Source organism: Rathayibacter sp. AY1C4 (genome assembly GCF_002932195.1).
Taxonomy (GTDB): domain Bacteria; phylum Actinomycetota; class Actinomycetes; order Actinomycetales; family Microbacteriaceae; genus Rathayibacter.
Genome location: NZ_PSWE01000026.1, coordinates 1 through 26,389 on the forward strand (window position 1 = coordinate 1; position 26,389 = coordinate 26,389).

Here is a 26,389-nt window from a genome sequence, read left to right on the forward strand (position 1 = left end):
AGGCCGGGGTATAAAATTGGCATTGAACATAGTGCACGCTGTTGAGTTCTCAAGAATCGGACACATCCCGCCTCCACACCAGAACGGTGCTTCACAACGAAAGTGATCGAGGTTTGCTGTACGAGGGCGTGAGCCACTCGATTTGTCTTGCTTGCCGAGACCGGTTAGGCTTGTCAGGACCGAAGTCCCGATCGCCTCCGTGGCAACTCGACTAACTTAGCACATCCGCAGGCCGTGTCAAGTCCGGCTTCTTCGTGGTGTTCGCTGCACGATCGAGGACCGCACCGCTGCACCGGGCTCGGCCGTGAGGCCTTGCAACGAAGCCGGGACCGTGTCCCGTGGAGGCTTTGCATCTTACGCTCGCGATCCCGCAGTCTTCAAGAGACGAATCTCTAACAGGCCTGGGAGCGAGGGGATGGTCCCCGCTTGAGGTGGGCCAGCTGGTCTCGACGCTCTGCGCCTGACTCCCGCTTGCCGCTCCTTTGGGGTGACGAGGAGTTACATTACGTCGGGCCTCGGCCGAGCGGCAAATCGCCTGCGTCCCGGGCGTGTCGCGATTCAGGGGCCGTGCGTCGCTGAGTGTCCGACTCGGTACCCGACACCGGCTACCGGACACCGGCTACCGGCTACCTGCTACCGGCTACCGGCTACCTGCTACCGGCTACCGGCTACCGGCTACCGGCTACCGGCTACCGGCTACCGGACACCGGACACGGGACACGGGACACCGTGTTGATGAGACCGCCGACGCCGTCATCATCCGCGTCCGCTCGAGGAGAGCGGGCACGCGGTCAGCGGACGAAGGCCCCGGCGAAGCTCTTCTTGCCGCGACGGAGGACGGCGATCCCATCGATCAACGGGAGCTCGCCGAGCGTGACGGTCTCGGACGGGAGGGCGGTGTTGTTCACCGAGAGCCCGCCCTGGGCGAGAGCCCGCCGCGCCTCCCCCGTGCTGGCGACGAGTCCGGTCTCGACGAACGCCTGCAGCGCCGGCGTCTCCGGGGTCGCCTCCATCGAGGGCACCGCCTCGAGTGCGCCGCGGAGGATGACCGGGTCGATCCCCTCGAGCGAGCCCTTGCCGAAGAGCGCGGCCGAGGCGTCGATCACCGAGCGCGTCGCCTCCGCTCCGTGCACCAGCGACGTGACCTCCCAGGCGAGCGCGCGCTGCGCCTCCCGGCGGAACGGCTCGTCGGCAGCGGCCTTCTCCAGGCGCTCGATCTCCGTGCGCGGCAGGAAGGTGAAGATCCGCAGGCGGTCGGCGACGTCACGGTCGTCCGTGTTGACCCAGAACTGGTAGAACGCGTACGGGCTGGTGAGCTCGGAGTCGAGCCAGACGGCGTTGCCCTCGCTCTTGCCGAACTTGGTGCCGTCGGAGTTCATCACCAGGGGTGTGCCGATCGCGTGGACCGACACGCCCTCCGTGCGGTGGATCAGGTCGGTCCCGCTCGTCAGGTTGCCCCACTGGTCGCTGCCGCCGGTCTGCAGGACGCACCCGTACTGCCGGTAGAGCTCCAGGTAGTCGAGTCCCTGCAGGATCTGGTAGCTGAACTCGGTGTAGCTGATCCCCGCGTCGGAGTTGAGGCGGGCGCTGACCGCGTCCTTCTTGAGCATCGTCCCCACACGGAAGTGCTTCCCGATCTCCCGCAGGAAGTCGATCGCCGACAGCGGAGCGGTCCAGTCGAGGTTGTTGACCAGGCGCAGCCCGTTGTCGCCGCCCGCGGGAACGAACCGGGACACCTGCGCCTGGAGGCGCTCGACCCACGCCGTCACCGTCTCGCGCGAGTTCAGCGTCCGCTCGGCCGTCGGACGCGGATCCCCGATCAGCCCGGTCGAGCCGCCGACGAGCCCGAGCGGCCGATGCCCGGCCAGCTGGAGCCGGCGCATGACGATCAGCTGCACCAGGTTCCCGAGGTGGAGGCTGGGCGCGGTCGGGTCGAACCCGCAGTAGTAGGTGATCGGCTCCCCCGACAGCAGCTCGCGCAACGCTCCCGCATCGGTCGACACGTGCACCGAGCCTCGCCAGACCAGCTCGTCCCACACGGAGTCGAAGGCGGGGTCGAGCCGCGGGCTCGTCGCGGACCCGGGGAGGTGCTGGTCGATCACCCGACCAGGCTACCGCGGCGGGAAGGAGCCGGTCTCCGGGAGTCAAGCGCACAGGCTTGATCCGGGGCGATCAAGTGCCGATACTTGATCGAGGAGGTCCGATGTTCGTCATCACCGCGGATCAGCGCGACAGCAGGCACGACCACGACCGCGTGGACCAGGCGATCGCGAGCCTGATCGACGACGGTCGGGCGTCGTTCGTCCTGCCCCCGGAGCGGACGGCGGGCGACGAGTTCCAGTGCGTGCTCGACCGGGCCGATGCCGTCGTCGCGCTCGTGCTCGAGCTGCACCGTACCGGCCACTGGAGCATCGGCCTCGGGATCGGCCCCGTCGACCGGCCACTCCCCGCGACCACGAGAGCGGCGACCGGGGAGGCGTACTTCGCGGCGCGCCGGGCGGTCGAGGCGGCGAAGGGCCGGCCGACGCGCTTCTCCCTCGATCCGGACGCACCGGGAACGGCGGCGCCGGCACCGGTGGACGTCCAGGCGCTGATCGATCCGCTCCTCCTGCTGCGCGACGCGCGCTCCGAGGCCGGCTGGCAGATCGTCGACCTGCTCGAGAGCGGCCTCTCCCAGAAGGATGCGGCCGAGCGCCTCGCCGTCAGCCCGCAGGCGGTCAGCCTCCGGGTCCGCGCGGCGAGTGCTCGAGTCGACGCTCCCGCCCGTGACGCGCTCGCGCGCCTGCTGACAGTGGTCGACCGTACGCTCGACCCCACCGACGAGAGGACACCCCGATGACGGCACCCCCCGGATCCCCCGCCCTGCTCCTCGCCTCCGCGCTGCAGTCCGCCTCGTGGACGGGCGTGGTGCTCGTGCTGCTCGCCGGACTCGCCGGTGCGGTGCTCGCCGTGCGCCTTCGCCGTCCGCAGCTCGCCTGGATCCCCCTCGTGGCGGCGGCCGCCGCCTTCCTGCTCACGGCGGTCGCCGGACCGTCCGCGCCCCCGATCCACTCCGTCCTGGTGGCGGTGCTGGCCTTCGCGCTGGCGATCGCGGGCGGCGGGCCGGTCGTGCTGCTCACCCTCCGGCTCGCGACGGCCGACTCCCGCAGCGGCAGCCACGGCGGCATCATGGTCGCCGGAACCTCTCGCCCCGCCGCCGGGAGCGCGCCCTCGGCGATCGGCCAGCCGATCGAGGTGCTGCGCGGGGGGACGACGATCGGGGTCCTCGAGCGGATCGCGACGGCCGGCGCACTGATGAGCGGTCTCCCCGAGGGGATCGCGGTCGTGGTGGCGATCAAGGGCGTCGGCCGCTTCAGCGAGCTCGCCTCCCCGGAAGCGCGCGAGCGGTTCATCATCGGCACGCTGGCGAGCCTCGCCTGGGCGGCGGCTCTCGGCGTTCTCGCCCGGCTCTACCTCGCGGGCTGAGCTCCGGGCCGCCGCCGGGGCACTGCTCTCCGGTAGGGCGAGACGGTGGGGTCGCCCGGGATGCTGAAGCGCCACGGGAAGTCGTCCCCGCCGCCCGGGCCCGAGACTCCGGTGCGCGGGCCCGCCGCCACGGAGGACGGCCTCTCCCCCGGCAGCAGCTCGAACGCCGCCTCGAGCGGGTCGCCCGACTCGGTGAGACGGACTCCGAGGGCCTTCGCCAGCCGTGCGGGTCCGCGGGCCAAATCCCGGCTGCGAACGGGTCCGCGCCGGATCATCGCGAGATCCTCCCCCGATACGACCTCGCCGGCGCGCAGCAGCACCGCCGACGCCGTGCCCGCCGGGGAGCAGACGATGTTCACGCAGGTGTGCATCCCGTAGGTGAAGTACGCGTACACGGACCCGGGCGGACCGAACATGGGAGCCGTCCGGGGTGTCGGTCCGCGGTGCGCATGCGAGCCCGGATCCTCACCGGTTCCGAGGTACGCCTCGACCTCGGTCAGCCGGACGCCGACCACGCCCTCCGGCGTGCGGCGCAGGAGGACGCGGCCGAGCAGCTCCGGTGCCACCTCGAGGGCCGAGCGCGCGAGGTCGGGGAGGTCGGCGCTCAGAAGAAGCTCTGGCCCGACACGAGGGTGATCACGATCACCGCGACGATCACGACTGCGGCGACGAGCACCAGAGTCCGCTGCTGCCAGGGGCGCAGCGGCGGACGGCCGTCGTCGCCCGGCGCTCCTCGAAGAGTCACGGGCGTTCCCCTCGGAGGGATCCGCGCACGACCCGGACGCGCTCGGTCAGCCGGGCGAGCTGCTCCGCGACGCGGTCGGGAGCCGTGCCGCCGACACCGTCCCGGCTCGCCACCGATCCCTCGATGCTGAGGACGGACCGCACGTCTGGAGTGAGCAGCGGCGACACCGAGGCGAGCGCGGCGTCGTCGAGATCCTCGAGCCCCCTCCCCTGCGACTCCGCCAGCTTGACCAGCTCACCGGTGATCTCGTGGGCGTCCCGGAAGGGCACGTGCTTCTTCACGAGCCACTCGGCCACGTCGGTCGCGAGGGAGAAGCCCTGGGGCGCGAGCTCCGCCATCCGGTCGGTGTGGAAGGTGAGGGTCGCGATCATGCCGCTGAACGCGGGCAGCAGGACCTCGAGGGTCGTCACCGAGTCGAAGACCGGCTCCTTGTCCTCCTGCAGGTCGCGGTTGTAGGCGAGCGGCAGCGCCTTGAGGGTCGCGAGCAGCCCGGTGAGGTTGCCGATCAGCCGGCCGGACTTCCCCCGGGCGAGCTCGGCGATGTCGGGGTTCTTCTTCTGCGGCATGATCGAGGACCCGGTCGAGTAGCCGTCGTCGAGCGTGACGAAGGCGAACTCCCGCGTGTTCCAGAGGATGACCTCCTCCGCGATGCGCGAGACGTCGATCCCGATCATGGCGGTGACGAAGGCGAACTCGGCGACGAGGTCGCGGCTGGCCGTCCCGTCGATCGAGTTCGGCACGCTCGACGCGAAGCCGAGATCGCGGGCGACCGCCTCGGCGTCGAGGCCGAGGGTCGAGCCGGCGAGGGCGCCCGAGCCGTAGGGCGAGACGTCCGCCCGGACGGCCCAGTCCCGCAGGCGCTCCAGATCGCGCAGCAGCGCCCAGCCGTGGGCGAGCAGATGGTGCGCGAGGAGCACGGGCTGAGCGTGCTGGAGGTGTGTGCGCCCGGGCATGATCGCCGTCGGGTGCGCCGACGCCTGCGCGGCGAGGGCGTCGATGAGCTGCACCACCAGCTCCGAGACGAGCGCCGCGTGGTCGCGGAGGTACATCCGGACGAAGGTGGCGATCTGGTCGTTGCGCGAGCGCCCCGCGCGGAGCTTGCCGCCGAGCTCGGGACCGGCTTCGAGCATCAGGCCGCGCTCGAGGGCGCCGTGCACGTCCTCGTCGGATTCGTCGGCGGCGAAGCTCCCATCGGCGACGGCAGCCTCGAGCCGGTCGAGCGCCGCGAGCATCGCGGTGAGCTCGGCGTCGTCGAGGTAGCCCGCTCCGGCGAGCGCCCGGGCGTGGGCGCGGGAGCCGGCGAGGTCGTAGGGGGCGAGCTGCCAGTCGAAGTGGGTCGACCTCGAGAGCGCGGCGAGCTCGGGCGAGGGGCCGCCGGCGAAGCGGCCGCCCCAGAGGGCTCCGGCCTCGCCCGCGCGGGCGGAGGGTCGTTCCGTCATGGTTCTCCTCGGGTTCGGCTGTCGAGTCTACTGAGCGGCGTCGGCGGTGCCGGCGCGCTCCAGGAGCCACACGAGCAGGGCCTTCTGCGCGTGCAGGCGGTTCTCCGCCTCGTCCCAGATCACGCTCTGCGGGCCGTCGATCACGTCGGCGGTCACCTCGTAGCCGCGGTCCGCGGGCAGGCAGTGCAGGAACAGCGCGTCGGGAGCGGCAGCGGCCATCGTGGCGGCGTCGACCCGGTAGGCGCCGAAGGTCGCGACGCGCGCCGCCTTCTCGTCCTCCTTGCCCATCGACACCCACGTGTCCGTGATCACGATGTCGGAGCCGGCCGCGCCCTCGTCGGGGTCGGTCGTGGTGATCGCCGATCCGCCGGTGGTCGCGGCGATGCGCTGCGCATCGGCCAGGACCGCCGCGTCCGGCGAGTACGACTCCGGGGAGACGATGCGGACGTGCATGCCGGCCGTGGCCCCCGCCAGGAGGTACGAGTGCGCCATGTTGCTCGCTCCGTCGCCGAAGAACGTGAGCGTGAGTCCCGCGAGGTGACCGCGGTGCTCGCGGATGGTCAGCAGGTCGGCGAGGAGCTGGCACGGGTGGAACTCGTCCGAGAGCGCGTTGACGACCGGCACGCGCGTGCTGCGCGCCATCTCCTCCAGGCCCGACTGCGCGTAGGTGCGCCATACGATGGCGGCGACCTGGCGCTCCAGGACCCGCGCCGTGTCGGAGGCGGTCTCCTTGCCGCCGAGCTGGCTGCTCGCGGTCGAGATGATCAGGGGGCTGCCGCCGAGATCGGCGATGCCGACCGCGAAGGAGACACGGGTGCGCGTGGAGGACTTGTCGAAGATCACGGCGACGGTCTGCGGCCCGGCGAGGGGCTTCCGGGAGAAGCGGTCGCGCTTGAGCTCGAGGGCGAGGTCGAGGATCTCGGCCTGCTCGGCGGGAGTGATGTCGTCGTCGCGGAGGAAGTGGCGGGTCACGGTGCTGGTCGCTTTCGGTGGATGTACGGGGTCAGAGGGTCTGCAGTGCGCGGCCGAAGCGCTCGGCGAACTCGGCGACGTCGGCGGCGGTCACCACGAGCGGAGGCGCGAGCCGGATGCTCGAGTCGTTCGCCGCGTTCACGATCAGGCCGGCGTCGAGGCAGGCGGCGGCGAGATCGGCGGCGACCGGCCGGGTCAGGGCGATGCCCAGGAGGAGGCCCGCGCCGCGGACCCCTCCGATCAGGGGCGAGTCGAGAGCGGTCAGCGCGTCGACGATCTGCGCCCCGCGCTCCCGCGCGTTGCCGAGAAGGTCGGCGCGCTCGATCTCGGCGAGCACGGCTCCGGCCACGGCGGTCGCGAGCGGATTGCCGCCGAAGGTGCTGCCGTGGTGGCCCTTCTGCAGGAGGTCGGACGCCTCGCCGAAGGTCACCAGCGCTCCGACGGGGAAGCCTCCGCCGAGCCCCTTGGCCAGGGTGACGGCGTCGGGCAGGATTCCCGCCTCCTGGTAGGCGAACCAGCGTCCGGTCCGCCCGACCCCGGTCTGGATCTCGTCGACGATGAGCAGCGCGCCGTGCTCGCGGGTGAGCTCCCGCGCGCGCTCGAGGTAGCCGGCCGGCAGCGGGATGACGCCCGCCTCCCCCTGGATGGGCTCGACGATCAGCGCGGCGACGGACTCGTCGAGAGCCGCCTCGAGGGCCTCGATGCTCGCCTCGAGGTGCTCGACCCCTCCCGGCATCGGCTCGAACGGCGCGCGCATGGCCGCCTTGCCGGTCAGCGCGAGCGCGCCCATCGTCCGCCCGTGGAACGCGTTCTGCAGCGCCAGGACGCGGTGCCGGCCGCCGGCCGCGTTCAGCCGCGCCAGCTTGAAGGCCGCCTCGTTGGCCTCGGTGCCCGAGTTGGCGAAGTAGACGCGGCCCGTCTCCCCGGCCCCGGTGAGGCGGCGCAGGGTCTCGGCCAGCTCGATCTGCGGGGCGGTCGCGAAGTAGTTGGAGACGTGGGCGAGCGCACCGGCCTGGCGCGTCACGGCCTCGACGAACACGGGATGCGCATGGCCGAGCGAGTTGACCGCGATGCCGCCGAGGAAGTCGAGGTACTCCCGCCCGTCGACGTCCCAGACCCGGCAGCCCTCGCCGCGCTCGAGCACGGCGAGCGGCGGCGCGAAGGTCTGCATCATCGCGGCGGAGTAGCGGTCGCGCGCCGAGCCGGTGCGGGACGCGGTCGTGGGGGTGGACATGGTGGCCTTTCGATCGGAGCGGTCCGGCCGCGAGGGCCGACGGTGCGCGCGTCCCGGACGGGACGGGCGCTCGGAGCCGGGGCCGCTGAGGATCAGCGGCCCGACATTCGCTCCCGGTCGCGGGGGTCGAGCGAGGCGACGACCTCGGTGCCGATGCACTCCGAGGTGAACACCTCGAGCAGGATCGAGTGCGGGATGCGGCCGTCGATGATGGCGGCCTTGGGCACTCCCCCGCGCACGGCGTCGAGGCAGGCGGTCATCTTGGGGATCATGCCCGATTCGAGCGAGGGCAGCAGAGCCGCGAGGTCGTCCGAGCGGATGTGCGAGACGAGCGACTCGCGGTCGGGCCAGTCGGAGTAGAGGCCGGCCACGTCGGTGAGGACGACGAGCTTCTCGGCGCCGAGCGCGACGGCCAGCGCGGCGGCGGCGGCGTCGGCGTTGACGTTCAGCGACTGCGTGGGGTCGTCCGAATCGGGGGCGATCGAGGACACGACCGGGATCCGGCCGGCCTCGAGCTGAGCGAGGACGGCGGCGGGGTCCACAGCGATCACGTCTCCGACGAGTCCGAGGTCGTGCTCCTCGCCGTCGATCACGACACCGCGGCGGCGGCCGACGAAGAGGCCCGCGTCCTCACCGGAGATGCCGGCGGCGAGGGGGCCGTGCTCGTTGATCCGGCGGACGATGTCGCGGCTGATGCTGCCGGTGAGCACCATCCGCACCACCTCCATCGCCTCGGGGCTCGTGACCCGGTAGCCGCCCCGGAACTCGCTCTCGATCCCGAGCCGGTCGAGCATCCGCGAGATCTGCGGCCCGCCGCCGTGGACGACCACGGGGCGGATCCCGGCGTAGCGCAGGTAGACCATGTCCTGGGCGAAGGAGCGCTGCAGCTCCTCCGACACCATCGCGTTGCCGCCGAACTTGATCACCATCGTGCGCCCGTGGAAGCTCTGCAGCCAGGGCAGCGACTCGATGAGCGTCGCGGCCTTCCCGGGCGCGGCGTCGCGCTCGGCGCGGCTCTCGGCCGAGAGAGTGGTGTCGTCGCTCATGGCCGCCTCAGCTCGAGTACGCGGAGTTCTCGTGCACGTAGTCGTGCGTGAGGTCGTTGGTCCAGATCGTGGCCGTCGCGTCGCCGGCGTGCAGGTCGATGTCGACGGCGACCTCCCGAGGGGCGAGGTCGACGAGGTCGCGGCTCTCGTGCGGCTCGCCCGCGAGGCAGACCTGCACCCCGTTCATCGCGACGTCGATGCCGTACGGGTCGAACTGCGCATCGGTCGTGCCCACGGCGGCGAGGACGCGGCCCCAGTTGGGATCCTTGCCGAAGATCGCGGCCTTGAACAGGTTGCTGCGGGAGACGGCGCGGGCGACGACCACGGCCTCGTCCTCGGTCGCGGCGTTCAGCACGCGGATCGCGACGTCGTGGGCGGCGCCCTCCGCATCCGCCTGCAGCTGCACGGTGAGGTCGCGGCAGACCGCGGTCAGGGCCGCGGTGAACTCGTCGGCGTCGGCCTCGACGCCGCTGGCGCCGCTCGCGAGCAGTGCGACGGTGTCGTTCGTCGACATGCAGCCGTCCGAGTCGAGGCGGTCGAAGGTGACGCGGGTCGCGGCACGCAGGGCGGTGTCGAGAGCGGCGGACTCGAGGGCCGCGTCGGTCGTGATCACGACCAGCATCGTCGCCAGACCCGGCGCGAGCATCCCGGCGCCCTTGGCCATGCCGCCGATGCTCCAGCCCTGCTCGGAACGGACCACCGCCTGCTTCGGGACCGTGTCGGTGGTCATGATCGCGCGGGCGGCCGCCTCGCCCGCCTCGGGTCCCCCGGCGAGCTCGGCGGAGGCGCCGGTCACGCCGGCGGTGAGCTTCGCGAGGTCGAGCTGGTCGCCGATCAGCCCGGTGGAGCACACCAGCACGTCGCCGGCGGACACCTCGAGGCTCTCGCCCGCGAGCTCCGCGGTGCGGTGGGTGACCTGGAAGCCCTGAGCACCCGTGTAGCAGTTGGCGCCGCCGGAGTTGAGGACGATCGCCGAGACGACGCCGTCGCGCATCACCTGCTCGCTCCAGAGGACGGGGTTCGCCTTGCAGCGGTTGCTCGTGAAGACCGCGGCGGCGCTCTGCAGCGGGCCGAGGTTCTGCACGAGCGCGACGTCGCGCGCTCCGGTCGACTTCAGCCCGGCGACGACTCCGGCCGCCCGGAACCCTGCTGCTGCGGTGACGCTCACGGCGCGACTCCGTTCACGCTCAGGCCGAGGGACTCCGGGAGTCCCAGGGCGATGTTGGTGGACTGGACGGCCGCGCCCGCGGTGCCCTTGACCAGGTTGTCGATGGCCGAGACGACCACGACGCGGCGGGCCCGCTCGTCCACGGCGAGTCCGATCAGAGCGGTGTTCGCCCCCACCACGTCGGCCGTCCGGGGGAAGGAGCCCTCCGGGAGCAGCTGGACGAAGGTCTCGTCGCCGTAGGCGGTCTCCCACGCGGCGCGCACGTCCTGCGCGGAGACGCCGGGAGCGAGGCGCGCGGTCGAGGTCGCCAGGATGCCCCGGGACATCGGCACGAGGACCGGGGTGAACGAGATCGAGACGGGTCCGGTTCCGGCGAGCAGGAGGTTCTGCCGGATCTCGGGATTGTGGCGGTGCGCTCCGCCGAGGCCGTAGGCGTGCGCGGAGCCGAGGAGCTCGCTGGCGAGGAGGTCGGTCCGCAGGCTCTTGCCCGCACCCGAGGGTCCGACGGCGAGGACCGCGACGAGGTCCGACGACTCGATCACTCCGGCGTGCAGGCCGGGGGCCAGGCCGAGCGTGATCGCCGTGACGTTGCAGCCGGGGACGGCGATGCGCCGCACTCCGGCGAGCGCCTCGCGCTGCTTGCGTCCGCCGCCGCCGATCAGCAGCTCCGGCAGCCCGTAGGGCCAGGCCCCGGCGAAGTCGCCCCCGTAGAAGTCGGCCCAGTCCTGCGGGTCGGTCAGGCGGTGGTCGGCGCCGCAGTCGACGACGAGGACGTCCTCGGGGAGGGTCGCGGTGATCTCGCCCGACTTCCCGTGCGGGAGGGCGAGGAAGACGACGTCGTGCCCGGCGAGGTTCCCGGTCGTCGTGTCGACGAGGACGAGGTCGCGGAGCGAGCGGAGGTGCGGGTGCACGGCGATGAGGGGCTGACCCGCGTTGGCGTGCGCCGTCACCGTGCGCACCTCGAACTCGGGGTGGTCGGCGAGCAGTCGCAGCAGCTCGCCGCCCGCGTAGCCGCTCGCACCGGCCACCGCCACGGAGAAAGTCATGCCCGAGAGCCTAGCCGGTGCGGGTGCGGGGCCCCGCCCGGCCGAGCCGGACGGGACCCCCGGCCTCACTCGCGGAGTCGGGCGCCGAAGCGCTCCGCCGCCACGGCCACGCCGTTCTCCTTCGCGGCCGTCGCCTCGGCCGCGGTGAGCGTGCGGTCCGGCGCGCGGAAGCGCAGCGCGAACGTCAGCGACTTCGTCCCCTCGGCGAGCCCGGTGCCGCGGTAGTCGTCGACCAGGCGGATCGCCTCGAGCAGCTCGCCCGCCCCCTCGGCGACGGCGGCGCGCACGTCGGCGGCCGCGGTGCCGACCGGTACGACGAGCGAGAGGTCCTGGGTCGCGGCGGGCAGCGCGCCCACCGGGCGGGCAACGACGACCCTCCCGGCCCGCGCGAGCAGCGGCTCCAGGTCGAGCTCGACCACGGCGACGCGGCGCGGCAGGTCGAGCTCCTCGGCGAGCGCCGGGAGCAGCTCCCCCGCGTGGCCGATGACCGCGCCGTCGAGGACGACCTCGGCGGTGCGACCCGGGTGCAGCGCGGCGTGGGCCCCCTGGCGCAGCACCAGCTCGGTGCCGGTCGCCGCGGAGACCTCGCGGACCACGTCGAGGGCGTCGCGCCAGTCGACGTCACGGCCGGCGACACCGGGCTGGCGCACGACGGCGGCACCCGTGAGCAGCGCCGCGAGGTGCCGCGGCTGCGGTGGGATGCCCGCGTTCAGCTCGGCCTCGACCTCCGCGGACGGACGCGCCCCGCCCGCAGGGAGCGCCCCGGAGCCGAACGGGCCGCCGGCGGCCGGGAGGAAGACGGAGCCGATCTCGTAGACCGCGAGATCCGTCAGGCCGCGCGAGCGGTTGCGGGCCGCGACCTGCACGAGACCCGGCAGCAGAGAGATCCGCAGCTGGCCCGCGGTCGCGTCGAGCGGGTTGGCGAGCGTGATCTGCTCCTGCGGCTCCCCGTCGACCGAGCCGAGCCGGTCGTTGATCGAGCGCGAGAGGAACGGGTACGAGAGCACCTCGGTCAGACCCGCGGCGGCGAGCGCCTGGGCGAGGGTGCGGCGCAGCCTCTGGCCCGGGGTCAGACCGCGGCCGGGAGGCGCGACGGGCAGGATCGCCGGGATGCGGTCGTACCCGGTGATGCGGGCGACCTCCTCCGCGAGCGAGGCGCGGTCGACGAGGTCCGGGCGCCAGCTCGGCGGAGTCACCAGCAGGCCCGCTCCGCCGGCCTCGACGGAGGCGCCGATCTCGACGAGCGCGCCGCGGATCTCCTCCGGGGTGTACTCCACGCCGATGAGGCCTGCGACGTAGCCGTCCGGCAGCTCGACCGGCTCCGCCGTGCGCGGGTCGGCCAGGACCGAGCCGAGCTCGTCCGCCGTGCCGCCGGCGAGCTCCACCAGCAGCTGCACCGCCCGGGCCGCGGCGACCGAGGCCACCTCGGGGTCGACGCCGCGCTCGAAGCGCCGCGACGCCTCGCTCGGCAGCTTGTGCCGGCGAGCCGTCCGGGCGATCGAGACCGGGTCGAAGTTCGCCGCCTCGAGCAGGACGTCGGACGTGGCGTCCGAGATCTCGGTGCGCGCGCCCCCCATCACTCCGGCGAGGCCGATCGCCCCGCCGTCGTCGGCGATGACGAGGTCCTCCGCGTGCAGGCGCCTGGTCTGGCCGTCGAGCGTCTCGAGGGTCTCCCCCGGCGCGGCGCGCCGCACCACGATGCCGCCCTGCAGGGTCGCCAGGTCGTAGCCGTGCAGCGGCTGGCCCAGCTCGAACATCACGTAGTTGGTGATGTCCACGACGAGCGAGATCGAGCGGACGCCGGCCAGGCGCAGTCGCGCGAGCATCCACGGCGGCGTCGGTCGCGAGACGTCGACGCCCCGGACGACGCGCGTGACGAACACGGAGGCGCCGACACGGCCGCGGATCGGCGCCTCGTCGGCCACGGACACGGGGAAGACGGGCGCCGTCTCCGTGCGCTCGTGCGGAGGGAGCGCCCGAGCGGGGTCGCGGAAGGCGGCTCCGGTGGCGTGGGCGTACTCGCGGGCGATGCCGCGGATCGAGAAGGCGTAGCCGCGGTCGGGCGTCACGTTGACCTCGACCGCGGCGTCGTCGAGACCGAGGAGCGCGACGGCGTCCGTGCCCGGCTCCGGGTCGAGCCCGAGCGAGGCGAGGCGGAGGATGCCCTCGTGGTCGTCCCCGAGGCCGAGCTCGCGGCTCGAGGCGATCATCCCGTCGGACACGTGCCCGTAGGTCTTCCGCGCGGAGATCGGGAACGGCCCGGGCAGGACCGCACCCGGCAGGGACACGACGACCTTGTCGCCGGCCGCGAAGTTGTGGGCTCCGCAGACGATGCCGCGGACGTCCTCTCCGCCGTCGGCGGCCCGCCCGCCCTCCGGAGCCACGCGGACGTGGCACCAGTTGATGGTCTTGCCGTTCTTCTGCGGCTCCGGAGCGAGGTCGAGCACCTCGCCGACGACGACAGGGCCGGTCACCTCGAAGCGGTGGACGTCCTCCTCCTCCAGGCCGACCGACACCAGGGCCGCGTGCACGGACTCCGTCGTGACGTCCTGCTCGAGGTCGACGTACTCCCCCAGCCAGCTCAGCGGGATGCGCATCAGATCACCATCCCGTACTGCTCGCTGAAGCGGACGTCGCCCTCGACCATGTCGCGCATGTCCTTCACGTCGTTGCGGAACATCAGGGTCCGCTCGATCCCCATGCCGAAGGCGAACCCGGAGTACTCCTCCGGGTCGATCCCGGCCGCGCGCAGCACGTTCGGATTCACCATGCCGCAGCCGCCCCACTCGATCCAGCGGGCACCGCCGACGAAGGTCGGGTGCCAGACGTCCAGCTCGGCGCTGGGCTCGGTGAAGGGGAAGTAGTTCGGGCGCAGGCGGATGCGCGCGTCGTCGCCGAAGAGGATCCGCGCGACGTGCTCGAGGGTGCCGCGCAGGTGCGCCATGGTCAGGCCGCGGTCGACGGCGAGGCCCTCGAACTGCGTGAACACGGGCGTGTGCGTCGCGTCGAGCTCGTCGGTGCGGTACACCCGTCCGGGAGCGATCACGTAGAGCGGCAGCGGGCGCTCGAGCATCGAGCGGATCTGCACCGGCGAGGTGTGCGTGCGCAGCACCAGGTGCGAGTCGACGGGGTCGACGAAGAAGGTGTCCTGCATGGCTCGGGCCGGGTGGTCCTCGTCGAAGTTCAGGGCGTCGAAGTTGAACCACTCGTTCTCGAGCTCCGGCCCCTCCGCGATCTCCCAGCCCATCCCGACGAACACGTCGGCGATCGACTCCTGGAGCAGCGAGAGGGGGTGGCGGGCGCCGCGGCGCACGAAGCTGGCACCGGCGGTGACGTCCACGCGCTCGGCCTCGAGCGCGGCCGCGTCCTCGGCCTCGACGAGCTCGGCCTCGCGGGCGGCGTAGGCGTCGCCCACCTGCTTGCGGGCACCGCCGACGAGCTTGCCGGACGCCGCCTTGTGCTCGGGCGGGACGGAGCGCATCCGCGCGTTGAGGCGGGCGAGGGCGGACCCCTCGCCGAGGTGGGCGGCTCGGGCGGACTTCAGAGCGGCGGAGTCGCCCGCCGCGCCGATGGCGGCGAGGGCGTCGGCGACCGCCGCGGAGACGGCCTCATCGGTGATCGGGTTGCTGTCTGACACGATCCCCCAGTGTAGGCGAGGGCCTCCGCCCCCTCCCGCCGCCCGCGCGCGGTGCTCGTCGCGCTCGCCCGCGGCCAGGCCACCGTCTGCGCCGACGGCCCTCGAAGCCCCGCCGCCGGCGCTGCTCGACCAGCAGGGGCGGGGTTCTCGCTACGCCGGGGTCGGAGGCTGCTCGACCGGCAGGAGGGGGGGCACCGCCGGGCGGGAGGACGAGAAGACGCCCGGATCGATCGCGACTCCCCGATCACCACCGCCTCCGCGTCGACGACGCCGGAGCGGAGCACCACCGCTCGATGCGCTGAGCGATCGCCGGACCCTCGAGGCGAACGGAGGAATCGCGTGCGAGCGATTCCTCCTAGCCGGACGCAGGACGCTCTGCGGAACCCGACCCCGTCAGGAAGCCGACCGCGGTGAGGATCGCCCTCGGGCGATCCTCACAGTTCAATCCTGCACAGCGATCAGCTGCGTGTCCGTCTGCGCGCGGGCTGCGGGGTGGCCGCCGATGGTGCGGCCGCCGCGTCCGCCGCTCTTCGTGCGGATCTCGATCCACTTCGCCAGCCCCGAGAGGAGGAGGCAGATGCCGATGTAGATCGCTCCGATGACGATCGCCGCCGGGATGATCGGGCTGTCGAGGCTCGACTGGTTGCCCAGGTAGCGCGCGTAGTACAGCAGCTCGTTGTAGGTGATGATCGAGCCGAGCGCCGTGTCCTTGAGGGCGACGACGAGCTGGGCGATGATCACGGGCAGCATCGAGCGGATCGCCTGGGGGAACAGGATGAGCCGCATCACGCCGGACTTGCGCAGGCCGATCGCGTAGCCCGCCTCCTTCTGTCCTCGCGGGAGGGCTTCGATGCCGGCGCGGAAGATCTCGGAGAAGACGGAGCCGTTGTAGAGGGTCAGGGCGATGACGACGGCGAGGTAGGGGCTGAGCTTGAGGCCAGCGAACGGCAGGCCGTAGTACATCAGCATCATCAGGATCAGGACGGGGATCGCCCGGAACAGCTCGATGAAGAGCGTGACGGGGACCTTGATCCAGCGCCGGTCCGAGAGCCGGCCGATCGCCAGGAGGAGGCCGAGGACGAGGCTGGCGACGCCCGCCGTGGCGAAGGCCGCGAGCGTGCGGCCGAGGGCGCCGCCGATGCTCTGCCAGACCAGCGGGTAGCCGAACGCGCGCCACTTGGAGGCGTCGAACTGGCCGGACTCCGCGAAGCGCCAGACCACGAAGCCGAGGAACGCCGCGATCAGCAGGACGACGACGACGCCGATGACGCGGTTGCGCACGACGGCCCGGGGGCCGGGGTTGTCGAAGAGGACGGAGCTCATCGGGCGACCCTCCACTTCTTCTCGAGCTGACGTTGGACGAGCGAGAGCAGGGTGACCAGGACCACGAAGACCAGGGCCACCCAGAGGACGACGATGAGGCTGTTCTCGCCGCGCTCGTTGAGGACGCGGACGATGGTGCCCGCCTCCGCGACCGAGAAGCCGGCGGCGACGGTGGTGTTCTTCAGCAGCGCGATCAGGACGCTCATGAGCGGCGGGATCACGGAGCGGAAGGCCTGGGGCAGGACGACCTGCGTCATCGTGAGGCCGAAGTCGAGGCCGATCGCGCGGGCGGCCTCGGCCTGGCCGATCGGCACGGTGTTGATGCCCGAGCGCAGCACCTCCGCGACGTAGGTCGCGGTGTAGAGGCTGAGGGCGCAGATCGCCAGGTTCGTGTAGTCCACCTGCGGCAGGTCGAGCTTGGGGTAGCCGAAGGCGAAGAAGAACATCACCAGCGTGAGCGGGGTGTTCCGGATGGTGTTCACGTACACCGTGCCGACCGCGCGGGCGATCGGGACGGGCGAGACGCGCATCGCGCCGACCACCGTGCCGATCAGCAGGGCGAACACGAGCGAGACGCTGAAGAGGATCAGGGTGTTGCCGAAGGCCGGGACGTAGACGTCGAGGTTGTTCAACAGGACATCCATGCGGCTGGCCCTTCTGTCGGAGCGGTGGTGGTGGTCGAGGAGAGGGGACCCCCGGGCGGCGGTCGGGCCGCCCGGGGCGCCTCCTAGTAGTCGTTCACCGCCGGCTGGGTGACGGTCGTGCCGGACTGGCCGAGCGTCTCGTCGTAGATGGCGCTCCAGGTCTCGCCGCCGTCGGTCAGCATGCCGTTGACGAAGTGGCGCAGGGCGTCGTCGTCCTTGGGCAGGCCGATTCCGTACAGCTCGGTGCTGAAGGGCTCTCCGACGACCTTGAGCTCGTCGGGCCGCTGAGCGGCGTAGCCGATCAGGATCGCGCCGTCGGTGGTGACGGCGTCGACGGTGCCGTCGGCGAGGGCGTCCACGCACTGCGAGTACGTGTCGAACTCCTCGGTCTTCACCTCGGGGTAGTTGGTGCGGATGTTCTGGATCGGGGTGGAGCCGGTGGCCGAGCACACCGTGGTGTCGGCGGTGAGGTCGTCCGGTCCGGTGATCGTGTCGTTGTCGGCCGCGACGAGCAGCTGCTGGCCGGTCTCGAAGTAGGGTCCGGCGAAGCCGACCTGCTCCTTGCGCTTGTCGGTGATCGAGTAGGTGCCGACGTAGTAGTCGATGTCGCCGTTCACGATCGACGCCTCGCGGTTGGCCGACGGGATCGCCTTGAACTCGATGGCGTCGGCCGCGAAGCCGAGCGAGGCGGCGGTCCACTTCGCGATCTCGATGTCGAAGCCGGAGCGCTCGCCGGTCGCCGCGTCGAGGTAGCCCAGCCCCGGCTGGTCCTCCTTGACGCCGATGACGACCTTGCCGTCCGCGGTCATCGCGTCGAAGGTCGGGCTGCCCTCGAGAGTGACGTCGGAGGCGACCTCGTACGCGGAGGTCCCTCCCTCGGAGCCTCCACCGGCGCCGCCGCCGGCGGTTCCGGAGTCGCCGGAGCAGCCGGCGAGGGCGAGGGTCGCTGCTGCGAGTCCCGCGGTCATGAACATGAGCCTGGTGCGCATGATCGTCCTTCCTGGGGTTCGGCCCGCCGGAGCGGGCGATGTCAGGTCGGCTCCCGGGTCACGGGTCCGACCTGCCTGGTGGCTGCTGATCGCGCTTCTAGTGCGTGATGAGCTTGGAGAGGAAGTCCTTGGCCCGGTCGGTGCGGGGCGCGGTGAAGAACGACTCCGGGTCGGTGTCCTCGAGGATCTCGCCGTCGGCCATGAACACGACGCGGTCGGCGGCCTTCCGGGCGAATCCCATCTCGTGGGTGACGACGATCATCGTCATCCCGTCCTTGGCGAGCCCGACCATCACGTCCAGGACCTCGTTGATCATCTCGGGATCGAGCGCCGAGGTCGGCTCGTCGAAGAGCATCACCTTGGGCTTCATCGCCAGCGCCCGCGCGATCGCGACGCGCTGCTGCTGCCCGCCGGAGAGCTGGGCCGGGGTCTTGGCGGCCTGGTGGCCGACGCCGACCCGGTCGAGCAACGCCGTGGCCTGGGCCTCCGCGTCCTTGCGGGAGAGCCCGCGGACCTTGATCGGGCCGAGGGTGACGTTCTCGAGGATCGTCTTGTGCGCGAAGAGGTTGAACGACTGGAAGACCATCCCGACGTCGGCGCGGAGCGCGGCGAGGCCCTTGCCCTCCTCCGGGAGCTTCTGCCCGTCGATGGTGATGGTGCCGCCCGAGATCGTCTCGAGCCGGTTGACCGTGCGGCAGAGCGTCGACTTGCCGGATCCGGAGGGGCCGAGGACCACGACGACCTCGCCCCGGTGCACCGTCAGATCGATGTCCTTCAGAGCCTGGAAGTCGCCGTAGTGCTTCTGCACCCCGGAGAGGACGACGAGGGGTTCACCGGCGGGAGCGGCGGCGCGCTCGTCTTGCGGGGCTGTGACCATGCCGTCAGAGAAGCACACGGGGATGGGCCGGTCAAATCATGAGGGAATTCTTAACCGAAGGGTAACAACGCGCCCTGTTCCCCAGGTTCGCAGCACCCTCGGCCCGGTTCCTCTCAGGAACGCAGCGCGAAGGCGCTCTCGTACAGGCAGACGGAGGCCGCGGTCGCGAGGTTGAGCGACTCCGCCGCCCCGTAGATGGGCACCGCGACCACGCCGTCGACGAGGGCGAGCGACTCGTCCTCGAGGCCGCGCGCCTCGTTGCCGAAGACCCAGACGGTCGGCTGGGCGAGGTCCCCGCGGGCGCGGACGTCGAGCAGGTCCTCCCCCTTCACGTCGGCCGCGACGGAGCGCAGTCCCACGCCGCGGAGCCGGCCCAGCACGTCGGCGAGGTCGGCGCCGACCGCGACCGGGAGGTGGAAGAGCGAGCCGGTCGTGGAGCGCACGACCTTGGGGTTGTAGAGGTCGACCGAGCGGCCGGACAGCACGACCGCGTCAGCGCCGGCGGCGTCGGCGGCACGGATGATCGTGCCGAGATTGCCCGGATCGCGGACCTCCTCGAGCACCGCCACGAGGCGCGGCTCGGAGGCGACGACGTCCTTGAGCGACGTGGGGAACTGACGGCAGACCGCGACGAAGCCCTGCGGAGTGACGGTGTCGGCCATCGCGTCGAGGACGTCCTCGGTCACGTACTCGATCTCCACCTCCGCCTCGGCGGCCGCGGCGACGATCTCGGGGTGCCGCTCCAGAGCGGTCGGAGTCGCGAACGACTCGACGATCAGCTCCGGTCGGTACTGCAGCGCCTCGGAGAGTGCCTGCGGGCCCTCGAGGAGGAAGAGCCCCGTCTCGAGCCGGGCCGGGCGGCGGGTGAGCTTCGCCACGGAGCGGACACGGGGAGAGCGGGGGTTGTCGAGCATGCGGCGAGCCTATCGGCGCGGTGATCGCCGCCCCCGCAGACACGGCGCGGGAGGGCCTGCGGACGACGGAGGGGGCCGCGACCTCTCGGTCGCGACCCCCTCCGGGAAGCCGTGCTGACTACGCTGCGGCCTTGGGCGCCGAGGTGTCGGCGGGCAGCGCGCTCTTCGCGGTCGCGACGAGCGAGGCGAACGTGGCCGGCTCGGTGATCGCGAGGTCCGCGAGGATGCGGCGGTCGACCTGGACGCCGGCCAGGGCGAGGCCCTGGATGAAGCGGTTGTAGGTCAGGCCGTTCGCGCGGGACGCGGCGTTGATGCGCTGGATCCAGAGACGACGGAACTCGCCCTTCTTGGCGCGGCGGTCGCGGTACGAGTAGACGAGGGAGTGGGTGACCTGCTCCTTCGCCTTGCGGTAGAGGCGCGACCGCTGGCCGCGGTAGCCCGAGGCGCGCTCGAGGATGACGCGACGCTTCTTGTGGGCGTTGACGGCCCTCTTCACTCTTGCCATTGCTGTTTCTTCCTATCGATCCGTGTCGGCTGAGTAGCGACCACGCGGCGCAGCGGGCTGCGCCGGCGGTGGGCTACAGACCGAGAAGCTTCTTGGCGACCTTGGCGTCCTGCGGGGCGAGGACCTGGTCCTGGTTGAGGCGGCGCGTGCGAACGCTGGACTTGGACTCCAGGTTGTGGCGCATGCCGGCCTGCTGCTTCATGACCTTGCCGGAGCCGGTCACCTTGAAGCGCTTCTTGGCACCCGAGTGGGTCTTCATCTTGGGCATGTTCTCTCCTTGTGAACGTCACTCCGCGCTCGGCGGGGCGAAACCGGTGCCCCGCGAGCGGGGCGTCCACCGGCCCCGAGGCCGGGGCGGCGAAGTACTAGACGGACTCGGCCTCGGCCGTGTCCTCGGGGGTGTTGGCCTCGCGACGAGCGGCGCGGACCGCATTGGCCTCGGCCTTCGCCTCGGACTTGTTCTTCAGCGGGCCGATGACCATCACCATGTTGCGACCGTCGATGGTCGGGGTGGACTCGACCTGGCCGAACTCGGCGACGTCCTCCGCGAAGCGCTGGAGCAGACGGACGCCCATCTCGGGGCGCGACTGCTCGCGACCGCGGAAGAGGATCATCGCCTTGACCTTGTCGCCGGCCTTCAGGAAGCCCTCGGCGCGCTTGCGCTTGGTCTCGTAGTCGTGCTTGTCGATCTTCAGGCGGAAACGGACCTCCTTGAGGATCGTGTTCGCCTGGTTGCGACGGGCTTCCTTGAGCTTCTGAGCCTGCTCGTACTTGAACTTCCCGTAGTCCATGATCTTGGCTACGGGCGGCTTGGAGTTGGGGGCGACCTCGACCAGGTCCAGGTCTGCGTCCTGCGCGAGTCGCAGGGCGACCTCGATCTTGACGACGCCGACCTGTTCTCCTGCGGGACCCACGAGGCGGACCTCGGGGACGCGGATACGGTCGTTGGTACGGGGATCGCTGATTGCGTTTCTCCTCTGATCTCGGTGAGTGCAGCTGCGCTGCCGGAGTCTTCTCCAGCGCACCCGAGAGAGGTGATCGTCCCGTCCACGTCGTGCCTGCAGCACGGCGCTCGCACCCTGTGACGCGATTCCCGAGGCGGACCTCGAGAGCCGCAGCCCTGCCTCCGGTGGTCTGACGACCCTCGGGGGCGGAGTGCTTCTGACCCGGTAACCTTGTGAAGCGGTCAAGCGCGGGTGGGAGAATCTCCACTTTCGAACCGAGGACATGCCTCGGAGCCCGGACAACCATAGCAGACCGGCGGCCCGCCCGACAGAGCGGATCCGGCCGCCCCTCGATCCGCTGCTCCGGCGGCCGCGCCCCTCCACCACGCACGACGAACGAAGGACCCATGGCCCAGTACGACGACGACTACACGCGACGATTCGGCGAGGACGGCGGAGCCTCCGACGTGGAGGCCGCCCGCGACATCGCGGAGGTCCCGGCGGTGGAGATCATCACCACCGCCGCCGTGCACCTGATGAGCGCGGCCGCCGTCAAGTGCGGACTCGCCGACGAGCCCGGAGCGCAGGTCGACCTCGACGAGGCGCGCAAGCTCATCAACGCGCTCGCGGGCCTGGTCACGGCCGGGGCGCCCGACATCAGCGACATGCACGCCCGGAGCCTGCGCGACGGCCTCCGCACCCTCCAGCTCGCGTTCCGTGAGGCGTCCCCCATCGCCGACCCGATCGGCAAGGGCCCGGGCGAGAAGTGGACCGGCCCGGTCACCTGATCGGGGGTCAGTGGGCGGCGGCGAGCTGCAGCGTCATCGAGTCGACGCGCTGCGCGACGGTCTCGTCGGCCGCCCACCGCTCCCCCAGGCGCGCGACGAGGGCGCCGAGCGCGTCCTGATCGAGCCCCGGGCGCAGGCTCAGGACCACCACGAGCTCGGGGCCCGCGAGGCGCTGCTCCGGGTCTCCCGCGCGCACCTCGAGCGAGGCGACCGCCCGCTCCCCCTCCGCAGCCGCGCGCAGAGCCCGGAGCACCTCCGCATCGGCGGGGGCCGGCCGCCAGTCGCCGCCCTCCGCGATCGCCCAGAGCGCCGGGCGCCGGACCGCGAACTCCCGCTCGGACGCGGGGTCGAGGACCATCACCTCGGTGCCCTCCGCGACGGCCGCCAGGGCCGCACGGCGCCCGTCGACCGGGACGGGACGGGCGGCCGGGTCCCATCGGCGCATGCTCTCGACGCCGCTGAAGACAGGGAGCACCGTGCGGCCGTCGGGTCCGGCGACCGTGACGATCGCGAGCTCCTGCGTCTTGTCCGCCCGGAGTCCCCCGACCCCCTCCGCCTCCTCGCCGAGGCGGGCGACCAGCGGGATGAGCAGGCGGGACGTGCGGATCGCGTCGACCACGGCCTCCGGGCCGCGAGTGCCACCGGCGAAGGACTCGAGCGCGGCGACCAGCGCCTCCGGGGCGCTTCCGTCGTCCTCCGGCGCTGCGCTCGGCTCGAAGTGCCGGCCCGCCCAGGGGGTGCCGGCCGAGTCGGTCAGATGCGCCGGGAGCGGGCGGGGCTCACTCGGATGCGACATCCAGGGCCTCCGCGAGCGTGAACGCGCCCGCGTACAGCGCCTTGCCGACGATCGCGCCCTCGAGCCCCTGGGGCACGAGGTCGCGCAGAGCGGCGATGTCGTCGAGGTTCGAGATGCCGCCCGAGGCGATCACGGGGCGGTGGGTGCGGGCCATGACCTGCTCGAGGAGCTCGAGGTTCGGGCCCTTGAGCGTGCCGTCCTTCGTGACGTCGGTGACGACGTAGCGGGTGCAGCCGGCCTCCTCCAGGCGGTCGAGGACCTGCCAGAGGTCGCCGCCCTCCTTGGTCCAGCCGCGCGCGGCGAGCGTGGTGCCCCGGACGTCGAGACCGACGGCGATCTGGTCGCCGTACTGCGCGATGACGCTCGCGGCCCACTCGGGGTTCTCGAGCGCCGCGGTGCCGAGGTTGATGCGCTTCGCGCCGGCGCTCAGCGCGGACTCGAGGCTGCGGTCGTCGCGGATCCCGCCGGAGAGCTCGACGTTGACGCCCTTCACCTGCCGGATGACCTTCTTCATGATGCCGTGGTTGTCGCCGCGGCCGAAGGCGGCGTCGAGGTCGACGAGGTGGATCCACTCCGCGCCCTGGTCGGCCCAGTCGCCCGCGGCGTCGATCGGGTCGCCGTAGTTGGTCTCGGTCCCGGCCTCGCCCTGCGTGAGCCGCACGGCCCTGCCGCCCGCCACGTCGATCGCGGGCAGGAGGACCAGGCCCGGGGCCTTGGTGAACTCGCTCATCGTCATCCTCAGTCTCGGAGCCGGTGCCGGCCCCTGGAGGCGCCGACCACCGGCCGATCCTAGTTCGTGCGGAGGGTGCCCAGCCAATTGGCCAGCAGCCGGAGCCCGGCGGCCCCCGACTTCTCGGGGTGGAACTGCGTGGCCGAGAGCGGCCCGTTCTCGACCGCGGCGATGAAGGGGCCTCCGTGATCGGCCCAGGTGACCGCGGGACGCGGGAACGGGGGCATCACGTCGAGCGACCACTCGCGGGCGCCGTAGGAGTGCACGAAGTAGAAGCGCTCCTCGGCGATGCCGTCGAAGAGCACCGAGCCCTCGGGAGCGGAGACGGTGTTCCAGCCCATGTGCGGGACGACCTCGGCCGGGAGGAGGTCCACCGTCCCCGGCCACTCGCCCAGGCCCTCGCTCTCGACCCCGCGCTCGACGCCGCGCTCGAAGAGCACCTGCATCCCGACGCAGATGCCCAGGACGGGGCGCCCGCCGGCGAGGCGCTTCTCGATGATCTCGCCGCCGCGGGCGCGGGTCAGCGCCGACATCACGGCGTCGAAGGCGCCGACGCCGGGCACGAGGAGGCCGTCCGCCTCCAGCGCCCGCTGCCGGTCCCCCGTCAGCTCGACGTCGGCCCCGGCGAGCTCGAGCGCCTTGACGGCGGAGTGCACGTTCCCCGAGCCGTAGTCGTAGACCACGACGGAGGGGCGGGCCGAGCTCACAGCGCGCCCTTCGTCGACGGCACGCCGGAGACGAGCGGGTCGAGGGCCTTGGCCTGACGGAAGGCGCGGGCGAACGCCTTGAACTCCGCTTCGGCGATGTGGTGCGGGTCCCTGCCGCCGAGCACCGTGACGTGCACGGTGAGGCCGGCGTTGAACGCGATCGCCTCGAAGACGTGGCGCACCATCGACCCGGTGAAGTGGCCGCCGATCAGGTGCAGCGCGAAGCCCTCCGGCTCGCCGGTGTGCACGACGTAGGGGCGCCCCGAGATGTCGACGACCGCCTGCACGAGCGCCTCGTCGAGGGGGACGAGCGCGTCGCCGAAGCGTGAGATCCCGGCCTTGTCGCCGAGAGCCTGTCGGATGGCCGTGCCGAGTACGATGCCGATGTCCTCCGCGGTGTGGTGGATGTCGATCTCGATGTCGCCGCGGGCCCGGACGCGCAGGTCCGTGAGCGAATGCTTCGCGAACGCCGTCAGCAGGTGGTCGAAGAAGGGCACGCCGGTCTCGAGATCGGCGACGCCCGTGCCGTCGAGGTCGAGGGAGAGCTCGATGCTCGACTCGCTGGTGGCACGGCTGAGGGAGGCGGTGCGCCCGGGTGCGGCGCTCGGGGAGGTCATGCCTCCCAGTCTATTCGCGCCGCGTCGCCGCCCCCGGGCGGAGCTCACTCGCGCGAGAGCGCCACCGTGGGGTCGGCCGACGGTGCGGGGAGGGAGGCGAGCGCCTCGAGGAACGCGGTCGTCTCCTCCTCGGTGCCGGCGCTGACACGGAGGTGGTTCGGGATGCCGACGTCGCGGATGAGGACGCCGCGGGCGAGCAGGCCCTCGAACACGGCGGCCGGATCCGCGACACCGCCGAAGAGGACGAAGTTGCTGCCGGTCGCGTACGGGCGGTAGCCGAGGGCGCGCAGTCCGTCGATCATCCGGTCGCGCTGCACGATGATCTCGCCGACCATGGCGAGCATCTCGTCGGCGTGAGCGAGGGCGGCGGTCGCGGCGGCCTGGGTGAGGGCCGACAGGTGGTACGGGAGGCGGACGAGGCGGAGCGCGTCGATCACCGCGGGGTCGGCGGCGAGGTAGCCCAGGCGGACACCGGCGAAGGCGAAGGCCTTGCTCATGGTGCGGGACACGAGCAGGCGCGGTCGCCCGGGGAGGAGGCTCAGCGCGGTGGGAGCGCCCCTGCCGGCGAACTCGGCGTACGCCTCGTCGACGACGACGATGCCGTCGGTCGCGTCGTAGACCGCCTCGATCACGGCGAGGTCGAGCGGCGTCCCGGTCGGGTTGTTCGGCGCGCAGAGGAAGACGATGTCGGGCCAGGCCCGGCGCACCTGCTCCGCGGCGTGCTCGGCTCCGATCTCGAACTCCGCCTCGCGCGGAGCGGGGATCCACTCCGTTCCGCTCCCCGACGCGAGGATCGAGTACATCGAGTAGGTGGGCGCGAACCCCAGCAGCGAGCGCCCGGGACCGCCGAACGCCTGAAGGACGTGCTGGAGCACCTCGTTCGATCCGTTCGCAGCCCACACGCCGTCCGCGGTGAGCCCGTGACCGAGGTAGCCGGCGAGGGAGTCGCGCAGCTCTCGGAACTCGCGGTCGGGGTACCGGTTGACGGTGCGCAGCGCCTCCGTGACCCGCCCGACGATGTCGGCGATCACGTCGTCCGGGACCGGGTGGGTGTTCTCGTTGACGTTGAGGGCGACGGGCACGACCGCCTGGGGTGCGCCGTACGGGTGCTTGCCTCGGAGGTCGTCGCGGAGGGGCAGGTCGTCGAGAGTCGTCACCAGGGAATGGTAGCGAAGCGCCCGACGCGGACGACCGGGCAGCCCGGCTCAGCGAGCGATGTCGTACTCGGCCGGGACGGCGAGGCGCTGCCCGGGCTCGACGCCCGCGCTCGAGAGCTGGTTGAGGGAGAGGATGTCGTCGACCACGTCGCGCGGGTCCGCCTGCGGGGCGAGCTCCTCGGCGAGCGACCAGAGCGACTCGCCCGCGTGGACGGTGACGTACTGGAACTCGACTGCAGCGGCGTCGCTCGACGCGACCGCTCCACCGCCGTTGAGCCCGAAGGCGAAGGCGCCCGCCACGATCGGCAGGGCCCCCAGAGCGGCCACCACGGCGCGGCCGCGGCGCGTGAGGCGCAGACGGGTGCGGACGATGCGCGCCTCGCCGAACGCGTTCATCGGCTCGGGAGCGGACGGCAGTACCTCGACGGGCCGGGCCGCGGACGAGCGCTGGAGCGGGCGGGAGGTGAGCTGTGCGGTCATGGGATCGCTCCTTTCAACAGGGATTCGGGGAGGCCCTCGGCCGGGAGGGCCGCCCCGAACGCCTGTACCGAACATATCTTCGAACGATGAAGCGGTCAAGAGACCGTTTCGGCTGATCCGCGGGCGGACTCGCGCGCGACACACTCGAACGAATGTTCCGAGTCGT

The 26,389-nt window shown here is 72.0% G+C and carries 28 protein-coding genes; 3 read left to right on the top strand and 25 right to left on the bottom strand.

Going from position 1 to position 26,389, the window contains the following annotated elements; translation table 11 throughout:
* Positions 1-791: 791 nt before the first annotated feature.
* Positions 792-2,102 (bottom strand): tyrosine--tRNA ligase, encoded by a 1,311-nt coding sequence (gene tyrS, locus C5C99_RS12845; protein WP_104224503.1) that lies wholly within the window; start codon positions 2,100-2,102, stop codon positions 792-794.
* A gap of 101 nt (positions 2,103-2,203) precedes the next feature.
* Here tyrS and C5C99_RS12850 point away from each other — a divergent pair, with 101 nt between their 5' ends.
* Entirely contained in the window at positions 2,204-2,839 is a 636-nt protein-coding gene (locus C5C99_RS12850) for a DNA-binding protein (protein WP_104340198.1), read from the top strand.
* Positions 2,836-3,465 (top strand): hypothetical protein, encoded by a 630-nt coding sequence (locus tag C5C99_RS12855; protein WP_258059401.1) that lies wholly within the window; start codon positions 2,836-2,838, stop codon positions 3,463-3,465. Before C5C99_RS12850 ends, C5C99_RS12855 begins: the two co-directional genes overlap by 4 nt.
* Here the strand turns inward: C5C99_RS12855 and C5C99_RS12860 are convergent.
* The 18 genes from C5C99_RS12860 to infC form a co-directional block, all read right to left on the bottom strand.
* Positions 3,450-4,073 (bottom strand): DNA-3-methyladenine glycosylase, encoded by a 624-nt coding sequence (locus C5C99_RS12860; RefSeq protein ID WP_104340199.1) that lies wholly within the window; start codon positions 4,071-4,073, stop codon positions 3,450-3,452. The two genes, C5C99_RS12855 and C5C99_RS12860, sit on opposite strands and share 16 nt — an antisense overlap.
* Complete coding sequence (locus C5C99_RS17185; protein WP_160034127.1) at positions 4,070-4,210, bottom strand: hypothetical protein; 141 nt, start codon at positions 4,208-4,210, stop codon at positions 4,070-4,072. The genes C5C99_RS12860 and C5C99_RS17185 overlap by 4 nt, the downstream gene beginning before the upstream one ends.
* Positions 4,207-5,649: an argininosuccinate lyase gene (gene argH, locus C5C99_RS12865; RefSeq protein WP_104250193.1), complete on the bottom strand. Its 1,443-nt coding sequence runs from the start codon at positions 5,647-5,649 to the stop codon at positions 4,207-4,209. Before argH ends, C5C99_RS17185 begins: the two co-directional genes overlap by 4 nt.
* A gap of 27 nt (positions 5,650-5,676) precedes the next feature.
* Positions 5,677-6,621 (bottom strand): ornithine carbamoyltransferase, encoded by a 945-nt coding sequence (gene argF, locus C5C99_RS12870; RefSeq protein ID WP_104238645.1) that lies wholly within the window; start codon positions 6,619-6,621, stop codon positions 5,677-5,679.
* Positions 6,622-6,652: 31 nt separating this feature from the next.
* A complete protein-coding gene (locus C5C99_RS12875) occupies positions 6,653-7,855 on the bottom strand; it encodes an acetylornithine transaminase (RefSeq protein ID WP_104340200.1) in 1,203 nt (400 codons plus the stop codon).
* Positions 7,856-7,947: 92 nt separating this feature from the next.
* Positions 7,948-8,901 (bottom strand): acetylglutamate kinase, encoded by a 954-nt coding sequence (gene argB / locus C5C99_RS12880; RefSeq protein WP_104340201.1) that lies wholly within the window; start codon positions 8,899-8,901, stop codon positions 7,948-7,950.
* A 7-nt stretch (positions 8,902-8,908) separates the two neighbouring features.
* Positions 8,909-10,069 (bottom strand): bifunctional glutamate N-acetyltransferase/amino-acid acetyltransferase ArgJ, encoded by a 1,161-nt coding sequence (gene argJ, locus C5C99_RS12885; protein WP_104340202.1) that lies wholly within the window; start codon positions 10,067-10,069, stop codon positions 8,909-8,911.
* Positions 10,066-11,115, bottom strand: a complete 1,050-nt coding sequence (gene argC, locus C5C99_RS12890; RefSeq protein ID WP_104340203.1) for an N-acetyl-gamma-glutamyl-phosphate reductase — start codon at positions 11,113-11,115, stop codon at positions 10,066-10,068. The genes argJ and argC overlap by 4 nt, the downstream gene beginning before the upstream one ends.
* Before the next feature lie 65 nt (positions 11,116-11,180).
* On the bottom strand, positions 11,181-13,712 hold the full coding sequence (pheT, locus tag C5C99_RS12895; protein ID WP_104340204.1) for a phenylalanine--tRNA ligase subunit beta: 2,532 nt from the start codon (positions 13,710-13,712) through the stop codon (positions 11,181-11,183).
* The gene (gene pheS, locus C5C99_RS12900) at positions 13,712-14,752 is read right to left on the bottom strand and encodes a phenylalanine--tRNA ligase subunit alpha (RefSeq protein WP_104272763.1); all 1,041 of its coding nucleotides are present in this window, start codon (positions 14,750-14,752) and stop codon (positions 13,712-13,714) included. The genes pheT and pheS overlap by 1 nt, the downstream gene beginning before the upstream one ends.
* 441 nt (positions 14,753-15,193) lie before the next feature.
* Positions 15,194-16,075 carry an amino acid ABC transporter permease gene (locus tag C5C99_RS12905; protein WP_104340205.1) on the bottom strand — a complete coding sequence of 294 codons (882 nt, stop codon included), beginning with the start codon at positions 16,073-16,075 and terminating at the stop codon, positions 15,194-15,196.
* Positions 16,072-16,719, bottom strand: coding sequence for an amino acid ABC transporter permease (locus tag C5C99_RS12910; RefSeq protein WP_104224491.1), 648 nt, complete (start codon positions 16,717-16,719; stop codon positions 16,072-16,074). The genes C5C99_RS12905 and C5C99_RS12910 overlap by 4 nt, the downstream gene beginning before the upstream one ends.
* Positions 16,720-16,802: 83 nt before the next feature.
* Positions 16,803-17,708 (bottom strand): glutamate ABC transporter substrate-binding protein, encoded by a 906-nt coding sequence (locus C5C99_RS12915; RefSeq protein ID WP_181073455.1) that lies wholly within the window; start codon positions 17,706-17,708, stop codon positions 16,803-16,805.
* Positions 17,709-17,805: 97 nt separating this feature from the next.
* A complete protein-coding gene (locus tag C5C99_RS12920) occupies positions 17,806-18,585 on the bottom strand; it encodes an amino acid ABC transporter ATP-binding protein (protein WP_104224489.1) in 780 nt (259 codons plus the stop codon).
* A gap of 113 nt (positions 18,586-18,698) precedes the next feature.
* A complete protein-coding gene (locus C5C99_RS12925; RefSeq protein WP_104224488.1) occupies positions 18,699-19,499 on the bottom strand; it encodes an RNA methyltransferase in 801 nt (266 codons plus the stop codon).
* Positions 19,500-19,617: 118 nt separating this feature from the next.
* Positions 19,618-20,004 carry a 50S ribosomal protein L20 gene (gene rplT / locus C5C99_RS12930; protein ID WP_104224487.1) on the bottom strand — a complete coding sequence of 129 codons (387 nt, stop codon included), beginning with the start codon at positions 20,002-20,004 and terminating at the stop codon, positions 19,618-19,620.
* A 73-nt stretch (positions 20,005-20,077) separates the two neighbouring features.
* The gene (rpmI, locus tag C5C99_RS12935; RefSeq protein WP_055793295.1) at positions 20,078-20,272 is read right to left on the bottom strand and encodes a 50S ribosomal protein L35; all 195 of its coding nucleotides are present in this window, start codon (positions 20,270-20,272) and stop codon (positions 20,078-20,080) included.
* A 97-nt stretch (positions 20,273-20,369) separates the two neighbouring features.
* Positions 20,370-20,918: a translation initiation factor IF-3 gene (infC, locus tag C5C99_RS12940; protein WP_374952931.1), complete on the bottom strand. Its 549-nt coding sequence runs from the start codon at positions 20,916-20,918 to the stop codon at positions 20,370-20,372.
* Positions 20,919-21,355: 437 nt separating this feature from the next.
* Here infC and C5C99_RS12945 point away from each other — a divergent pair, with 437 nt between their 5' ends.
* Positions 21,356-21,736, top strand: coding sequence for a DUF1844 domain-containing protein (locus tag C5C99_RS12945; RefSeq protein ID WP_104313470.1), 381 nt, complete (start codon positions 21,356-21,358; stop codon positions 21,734-21,736).
* A 7-nt stretch (positions 21,737-21,743) separates the two neighbouring features.
* On the opposite strand, the gene C5C99_RS12950 is transcribed toward C5C99_RS12945, so the two are convergent.
* From C5C99_RS12950 to C5C99_RS12975, 6 genes are read right to left on the bottom strand one after another with little or no spacing between them, the layout of a single operon-like run.
* Entirely contained in the window at positions 21,744-22,532 is a 789-nt protein-coding gene (locus tag C5C99_RS12950; protein ID WP_104224486.1) for an SseB family protein, read from the bottom strand.
* Entirely contained in the window at positions 22,516-23,262 is a 747-nt protein-coding gene (gene priA / locus C5C99_RS12955; RefSeq protein WP_104224506.1) for a bifunctional 1-(5-phosphoribosyl)-5-((5-phosphoribosylamino)methylideneamino)imidazole-4-carboxamide isomerase/phosphoribosylanthranilate isomerase PriA, read from the bottom strand. The genes C5C99_RS12950 and priA overlap by 17 nt, the downstream gene beginning before the upstream one ends.
* Before the next feature lie 59 nt (positions 23,263-23,321).
* Positions 23,322-23,969, bottom strand: coding sequence for an imidazole glycerol phosphate synthase subunit HisH (gene hisH / locus C5C99_RS12960; protein ID WP_104224485.1), 648 nt, complete (start codon positions 23,967-23,969; stop codon positions 23,322-23,324).
* Complete coding sequence (hisB, locus tag C5C99_RS12965; RefSeq protein ID WP_104340206.1) at positions 23,966-24,586, bottom strand: imidazoleglycerol-phosphate dehydratase HisB; 621 nt, start codon at positions 24,584-24,586, stop codon at positions 23,966-23,968. The genes hisH and hisB overlap by 4 nt, the downstream gene beginning before the upstream one ends.
* 44 nt (positions 24,587-24,630) lie before the next feature.
* A complete protein-coding gene (locus C5C99_RS12970; RefSeq protein ID WP_181074604.1) occupies positions 24,631-25,743 on the bottom strand; it encodes a histidinol-phosphate transaminase in 1,113 nt (370 codons plus the stop codon).
* 48 nt (positions 25,744-25,791) lie between these two features.
* Complete coding sequence (locus C5C99_RS12975; protein WP_308470736.1) at positions 25,792-26,223, bottom strand: LysM peptidoglycan-binding domain-containing protein; 432 nt, start codon at positions 26,221-26,223, stop codon at positions 25,792-25,794.
* Positions 26,224-26,389: the final 166 nt, after the last annotated feature.